Here is a 7414-nt window from a genome sequence, read left to right as displayed (position 1 = left end):
CTCCTATTTGTTTAAATGATAGCATATATATGTTATAATTAATATTGAATTTCGTTTCATACAGGTTAAATTTGGAGGTGTTTGGATGGACGAGATCAAACAACTTGTTGATACTGCCAAAAAAGAAATAGACAATGCAGAAGATCTTCAGCAATTAAATCTGATAAGGGTTAAATATCTTGGAAAGAAAGGTTTAATAACCTCTCAGATGAAAAAGTTAAAGGATCTTTCACAACAAGAAAGACCAAAATTTGGTGCAGTTGTTAATAAAGCAAAATCAGAAGTGGAAGATTATTTAAATAATAGAATGAATGAGTTATATAGAATCGAAAAACAGAAAAAGTATGAAAAACTAAGAGTTGATGTTACACTTTCTGGTGCAAGAAAAGATAGAGGACATTTACATATTCTTACAAAAATACAAAAAGAGTTGGAAGATATATTCATTTCAATGGGGTTTGAGGTAGTGGAAGGTCCAGAAGTCGAGGATACATGGCACAATTTTGATGCGTTAAATACACCGGAATGGCATCCTGCAAGAGATGTTCAAGATTCATTTTATTTTACAGATAAAATTTTGCTAAGAACCCATACTTCGCCAGTTCAGGTAAGAACAATGCTTGAAAGAAAACCACCACTTGCTATTATTTCACCAGGTAGAGTTTTTAGGAGAGATTATGATTCCACACATCTTCCGATGTTTACCCAAATGGAAGTGTTGTATGTGGATAAAAATGTTACGGTAAAGCATTTAAAATATACATTGGAAGAGATGGCAAGAAAAGTTTTTGGAGATAGCGCAAAGGTTAGATTAAAACCGAGCTTTTTCCCATTTACAGAACCAAGCTATGAAGTTGATATTCTATTTAATGGAAAGTGGCTTGAAATTTTAGGAGCTGGTATGGTTGATCCAAACGTCTTCAAAAACGTAGGATATGATCCAAACGAATGGTCTGGTTTTGCATTTGGCCTTGGCCTTGAAAGAATTGCAATGGTTAAGTACGGAATAAGAGATATTAGGGATTTTATAAAAAATGATGTGAGGTTTTTGGAGAATTACTGATGGTAGGATTTTTGAATGCATTTAAACCAAAAGGTGTAACATCTCATGATGTTATTGATGAGCTAAGAAAAAAGCTTAAAACAAAGAAAATAGGCCATGCAGGAACACTTGATCCTTTTGCAGAAGGTGTTCTAGTTATTGGTATTTCAGGTGCAACAAGACTTTTGGAGTATTTAAAGAATGAAAAAAAGAGATACTATGTAAGAGCTGTGTTGGGATTGATTACTGAAACTTTTGATATCACTGGACAAGTAAAGGAAGAAAGAGTATGTCAAAAAAGCAATGATGAAATAAAAGATGCAATTTTATCTTTCAAAGGAAAATACAAACAGGTTCCACCAGCATATTCAGCCAAAAAATATAATGGTGAAAGGTTATATAAACTTGCAAGAGAAGGAAAAATTATTTCACTTCCGCCTGTTGAAGTTGAAATATATGAGATAGAAAATATAAAGATAGTTCCTCCGGAGTTTTCTTTTGAGGTAGTAGTTTCACCTGGAACATATATTAGAAGTTTGTGTATGGATATAGGTTACAAGCTTGGTTGTGGGGCAACAGCTGTTGAACTTGTAAGGAAAAGTGTAGGAAAATTTTCTATTAAAGATTCAATTAATCCATTTGAACTATCTTCTGAGCAAATTGTAAATAGGATTTTAAGAGTGGAGGAAGTTTTGGATTTACCACAGGTTGAGATTTATAAAGATTACGTTGAAAAGATATTTAACGGTGTACAACCAACTATGGATTTTGTAAAAGAGATAAGGGATGATTTTAGAAAAGATCAAGATGTTATGCTTGTTTGTAATGGTAGATTAGTAGCAATTGCCGTTTCGCAGAGAACGTCAAGTTTTCTAAAAAAGAATGAGGTAAGAGAAAGTGTGTTTAAGTTAAAAAAAGTTTTTAGGGAGGGAATGTTTTGAAGATAGGAATAATTGGTCTTCCACAAGTTGGAAAGACGACCATATTTTCTCTTTTGACTGGAATAGAGGTTGATCCATATTCACCTATACATCAAAAAGGTGTTGCAAAGGTTTATGATAAAAGAGTTGATATTTTGTCAAAGATGTACAACCCCAAAAAAACAACCTATGCAACCCTTGAATTTTACGATACGCCATCTCTTGATCCTTCGGATAAAAAGAGCAGAATACAGGTATTTAATATGGTCCAAAATGCCGATGCGCTTTTGTTAGTTTTAAGGGCTTTTAAAAATGATAGTGTTCCATATCCAGAAAATGGTGAAACAGCTTTTAAACAATTAAAATTGGCTTTGGATGAGTTTATATTTAGAGATCTTGAAATTATTACAAATAGAATTGAAAGACTTGAAAATGCAAAAAGAAAACTTGATAACCGCGAAGAAAATGAGTTAAAGCTTTTAAAGGAACTGGCAAAGGTTCTTGAAAACGAAGAATTTCTTTCAAGATATGAACTAACAGATGATCAAAGAAAGTTGATTTCCAGCTATTCTCTTGTAACTTTAAGACCGATAATAATTGCTCTTAATCTAGATGAAGAGCAATTTTCTTCTAATAGTTATGAAACAAAAGAAGAAGTATTAGAGCTTGTTAAAGAATACAACTTTGCATATATTGAACTATGTGGATTAATGGAAAAGGAAATACAGGAACTTGATGAAGAAGAAAGAGCAGAGTTTTTAAAGGACCTTGGAATTGAGCAAACAGGGATAGAAAGACTTTCAAAGGTTGTATATGACCAACTTGGTCTTATTTCATTCTTTACAGTTGGATCTGATGAAGTTAGGGCATGGACTTTAAAGAAAGGAAGTACTGCTGTAGAAGCAGCTGGAGCAATACATTCTGACCTTGCAAGAGGATTTATTAAAGCTGAGGTTATTAAATACAAAGATTTAATAGAGCTTGGTAGTGAAAAAGAGGTAAAGGAAAAAGGATTGATGAAATTAGTTGGGAAAGAGCATATAATTGAAGATGGTGATATAATTACAATAAGATTTAATGTTTAGGGGTGAAAGTGTGGAACAAATTGTAAAAATTTCGAATAATCTTTATATTCCAAGGAACCGTATAATAGCAGTATTGCCAATTTCTTCTGCTGTTGCCAGAAAAATTAGGGGAATGCATAAAATTGGTGGAAATATTATCAACATGACCTTTGGTGAAGAGTCTAAGTCTATAATTATCATGGATAGTGGACATATTTTTGTCACATCGAAAACATTGGAAGAGGTTGATGAGGCTCTGTGGAGATAAAGAGATTATTATTTAGATACAGCCAAAATAATAGATATAGTATAACGGCGCTTGTGTCGTCAATTTATTCTTACAGAAAGGATTTAGAACTTGTTGATATAAGAAGCTTTGAAGAAATTTTTTCGTATGAAAAAGAGGGGACAGTAGTCCTCTATTCTTTTATGAGCTTTGATCTTGAAGCAGTAGTAGATGAGTTGAAAAAATTAAAGAAGTCAGGGTATATGGTGGTTGCTGGTGGTCCTCATGCAACTGCGATGCCACAGCAATTATTGAATTTAGGGTTTGATTATGTATTTGCGGGGGATGGAGAAGAAAATATACGTAAATTTATAGATGGTGATTTTCCAGAAAATAGAATATATGATGGGATAACAAAAAGGGTAGAACTTTCTGATTATCCTCCGTTTTGTCCCGAAAAGAGTTTGTATATGCCTATAGAAATAACGAGGGGCTGCCCATTTTCTTGTGGATATTGTCAGACCCCAAGACTTGCTGGAAAATTAGTAAGACATAGACCTATAGAGCAAATAGTTGAATATTCAAAGATAGGTGTGGAAAATAACAGGAAAATTGCAAGGTTTATTTCACCAAACTCATTTGGATACGGTAGCAAAAATGGTGTAACTCCCAACCCTGAAGCAGTTGATACCTTGCTTTATAACTTGAAAAAGGTTGGAGTTGAAGAAATATATTTTGGAACGTTTCCTTCGGATGTTAGGCCCGAGAGTGTCAATGAGGAAATACTTAAGGTTATAAAAAAGTATGTTAATAATAAGTACATAGTAATTGGGGCACAAAGTGGAAGTGAAAGAGTATTGGAAATGATAAAAAGAGGGCATAATTTAGAAGAAATTGAAAGAGCTCTATCATTATTGAAAGAGTATGACTTTATTCCTCGAGTAGATTTTATATTTGGTTTTCCATTTGAAACTGAGGAAGATATTGAAAAAACTTTTGAATTTATCAAAAAAATTGTAAATAAATACAAGGCCAAGGTGCACGCACATACCTTTATGCCTCTTCCTGGTACGCCACTTGCAAATATTGGACCAGGTGTTCTTACAAAGAAACATTACAAGTTCCTGGGATTATTAACTTCGCAAGGGTATCTTGATGGTTATTGGTTAAAACAAGAGCAACTTGCAAGGAGGGTTGCAGATGTTAATAGCAGCAGCCCAATTTAGTCCAAAACCGGGTAAATTTGAATACAATTTAAAAAAGCACATAGATTTTATTGAAAAGGCTGGAGAGATAGGTGCTAGTTTAATTTTATTTCCCGAACTTTCAATTTCCGGCTATACTTACGATAAAAATATACTTGAAGATTCGATAAGCTTTTTCAATGAGGTACAATCTGAGCTTTTAAAGCTTTCAAGAAAATATAACATGGCTATTGTAGGTGGCGTTCCAAGAAAGGTACTTTCTGAAGTTAGAAATTCTGTGTTTGTTATAAAGAAGAAAAAAGAGATTTTATTTTATGATAAAACACATTTATTTAGAGGGGAAAAAGATGTCTTTTCACCTGGGGAAAGGTTTTTAGTTTTTAAATTCCAAGGAGTTAGATTTGGAATTTTGATATGCTATGAGATAGGTTTTCCTGAAATCTCAAGAGTTTTGGCACTTAACGGGGTTCAAGTGTTACTTGCACCATTTGCATTTTCAAAGGAGAGAAGGAATATTTATGAAATTGCAACTAGAGCAAGGGCTCTTGAAAATGGAGCGTTTCTTGTAACATCATCAACAAGTGGGAAAGGATTAATGGACTTTATTGGAATTTCAAGGATAGTTGGGCCAGATGGTAATGTTATAACTCAAGCAAGAAGAAAAGAAGAGCTTATTTATGCAGATCTAGATGTTTCAAAATTAGATTTTTTTAGATACAAAGAAGAAGGAATATCGCATGCGTATTTTTTAAATAGGAAAAAAGAGCTATATAGGAGTGTGATAAGATGAATTTGTTTTTAAAAGGAATATTACTAAGTTCTGCTGCTGGGATGGCTACATCTTTAGGGGCAATTCCATTTTTGTTATTTAGAAAAGGAGCAAGTGAAAAGTTTATTGATGCACTTTTAGGTATGGCAGCGGGTATTATGCTTGCTGCAAGTGCGTTTAGTTTGGTTGCACCTTCTATAGAAATGGGAGGACTTTTAAGATTTGGGATTGGTTTTTTTCTTGGTGCAATACTTGTTGATTTAATGGACAAATACTCACCACATGAGCACTTTTTAAAAGGGCATGAGGGAGCTGAACTTAAAAGATTAAGCAAAATATGGCTTTTTGTTATTGCAATTACAATTCACAATTTACCTGAAGGTATGGCGGTTGGTGTGAGTGCATTTTCAGATCAAGCAGTTAATATAGCATTTGCAATTGGAGCGCAAAATATACCTGAAGGAGCCGCTGTTGCTGCAGCACTTTTAAATGCCGGGTATTCTATAAAAACATCGTTTTGGGTGGCATTTTTAACTGGTGTGGTTGAGATAATTGGAGGTATTTTGGGTTCTGGAATAGTGTCTATTTCAAGAGCACTTCTTCCATATATGATGGCATTTGCTGGTGGTGCTATGATATTTGTAATAAGTGATGAGGTAATTCCAGAGACCCATCTTAGAGGAAATGAAAGATTGTCAACGTACTTTTTAATAATAGGTTTCTTTATAATGTCTGCACTTGACGTTGTTTTAGGATAGGAGGGAGATATATGATAAAGCTAGCATTAATAGGATGTGGAAGGATAGCGACAAAAAAACATACAGAGGCATTGATACAAAACAAAGAATTGTTTGATGTGGTTGCAGTATGTGACATAGTGAAAGAAAAAGCATCAAATTGTGCTGATATTTTTGAAGAAAGGATAGGGAAAAGACCAGAGGTTGAAACAGATTTTAAAAAACTTCTAAAAAGAGAAGATATAGATGCGGTTACTATTGCAACAGATAGTGGAAGCCATTATGAGATAGCGATGGAAGCATTAAGTAATGGAAAACATGTGCTTGTTGAAAAACCAATGGCGCTATCTACAAAACATGCAGATGAAATGATAAAACTTTCAAAAGAGAAAAACTTAAAACTTGAGGTATGTTTTCAAAATAGATTTAATCCCCCAATACAAGAGTTAAGGAAAAAGATAGAAGGAAAAGATTTTGGAAAAGTCCATTATGGAGTTGCGACAATAAGATGGAATAGGAATGAAGGTTATTACAAACAAGCAAGTTGGAGAGGGACATGGGAGAAAGATGGAGGAGCATTGATGAACCAATGCACCCATAACATAGACTTGTTGCAGTGGATGCTTGGAGGAGAGATAGAAGAAGTATATGGAGTAATAAAGAACTTTAATCATCCATATATAGAAGCAGAAGACTTTGGAGGAGCGATAATAAAGTTTAAAGATGGGAAAATAGGGATGATAGAAGGGACAACAACGATATATCCAAAGAACTTGCATGAAAAGCTAGCAATATTTGGAGAAAAAGGGACAGTAGTAATAGGAGGGCTAGCGGTAAATAGGATAGAGGAATGGAGATTTGAAGGAGAAGAAGGACATCCATTTATGTCCTTGCCAGATCCAGATACAGTATATGGAAGTGGGCATGTACCCCTATATAGAGATTTTTATGAATCAATAGTGAATGATAGGAAGCCATACATAAGTGGAGAAGATGGTAAAAAAGCAGTAGAGATAGTCCTTGCGATATATAAATCTGCACTTGAAGGAAAACCGGTTAAATTTCCTTTTGAATTTTCTACATATGAGATAAAGGAGAAAAAATATGAAATATGAAATGATATATTTTGACCTTGATAATACAATATTGGATTTTGACAAATCTGAAGAGTATGCTCTAAAAAGTGTGTTTGAATACCTTAATATTAGGTATGATGAAAGTTACATAGAAATTTATAGGCCTATAAATGAAAAATGGTGGAAGCTTTTTTCAGAAGGAAAGTATAAAAAAGAAGTAATTGTTGTAGAAAGGTTTAGAGAATTTTTTGAAAAAATTGGAGTGTTTAATTTAAATTTTAATGAAGTTGCAAAGGTATATTTAAAAGGACTTTCCAGTGTTGCCTTCTTTATAGAAGGTGCTGAGGAGTTCTTAGAAAAATTGAAGGAGAAAGG

9 protein-coding genes are annotated in these 7414 nt (G+C 33.6%); all 9 read left to right on the top strand.

What is annotated here, in order from left to right; all coding sequences use genetic code 11:
- The first annotated feature begins 85 nt into the window (after nt 1-85).
- Nucleotides 86-1063, top strand: coding sequence for a phenylalanine--tRNA ligase subunit alpha (gene pheS / locus JG780_RS10040; protein WP_004101664.1), 978 nt, complete (start codon nt 86-88; stop codon nt 1061-1063).
- Nucleotides 1063-1983 carry a tRNA pseudouridine(55) synthase TruB gene (gene truB / locus JG780_RS10035; RefSeq protein ID WP_287570484.1) on the top strand — a complete coding sequence of 307 codons (921 nt, stop codon included), beginning with the start codon at nt 1063-1065 and terminating at the stop codon, nt 1981-1983. The genes pheS and truB overlap by 1 nt, the downstream gene beginning before the upstream one ends.
- Nucleotides 1980-3047, top strand: a complete 1068-nt coding sequence (locus JG780_RS10030) for a DUF933 domain-containing protein (protein ID WP_004101667.1) — start codon at nt 1980-1982, stop codon at nt 3045-3047. The genes truB and JG780_RS10030 overlap by 4 nt, the downstream gene beginning before the upstream one ends.
- Before the next feature lie 10 nt (nt 3048-3057).
- On the top strand, nt 3058-3294 hold the full coding sequence (locus tag JG780_RS10025; RefSeq protein ID WP_012580149.1) for a DUF370 domain-containing protein: 237 nt from the start codon (nt 3058-3060) through the stop codon (nt 3292-3294).
- A complete protein-coding gene (locus tag JG780_RS10020) occupies nt 3285-4478 on the top strand; it encodes a TIGR04013 family B12-binding domain/radical SAM domain-containing protein (RefSeq protein ID WP_287570482.1) in 1194 nt (397 codons plus the stop codon). Before JG780_RS10025 ends, JG780_RS10020 begins: the two co-directional genes overlap by 10 nt.
- On the top strand, nt 4453-5247 hold the full coding sequence (locus JG780_RS10015; RefSeq protein ID WP_287570480.1) for a carbon-nitrogen hydrolase family protein: 795 nt from the start codon (nt 4453-4455) through the stop codon (nt 5245-5247). Before JG780_RS10020 ends, JG780_RS10015 begins: the two co-directional genes overlap by 26 nt.
- Entirely contained in the window at nt 5244-5984 is a 741-nt protein-coding gene (locus JG780_RS10010) for a ZIP family metal transporter (RefSeq protein WP_287570479.1), read from the top strand. Before JG780_RS10015 ends, JG780_RS10010 begins: the two co-directional genes overlap by 4 nt.
- Before the next feature lie 11 nt (nt 5985-5995).
- Nucleotides 5996-7078, top strand: coding sequence for a Gfo/Idh/MocA family protein (locus JG780_RS10005; protein WP_287570477.1), 1083 nt, complete (start codon nt 5996-5998; stop codon nt 7076-7078).
- Nucleotides 7068-7414: YjjG family noncanonical pyrimidine nucleotidase (locus JG780_RS10000; RefSeq protein WP_463274147.1), on the top strand; the 347-nt coding region annotated here is incomplete at its 3' end. The genes JG780_RS10005 and JG780_RS10000, both read left to right, overlap by 11 nt.

Source organism: Thermosipho sp. (in: thermotogales) (assembly GCF_020054775.1).
In the GTDB taxonomy this organism is placed as follows: domain Bacteria; phylum Thermotogota; class Thermotogae; order Thermotogales; family Fervidobacteriaceae; genus Thermosipho; species Thermosipho africanus.
The sequence above is the reverse complement of the archived record's forward strand: the minus strand, read 5'-3'. Positions and strand labels throughout refer to the sequence as shown.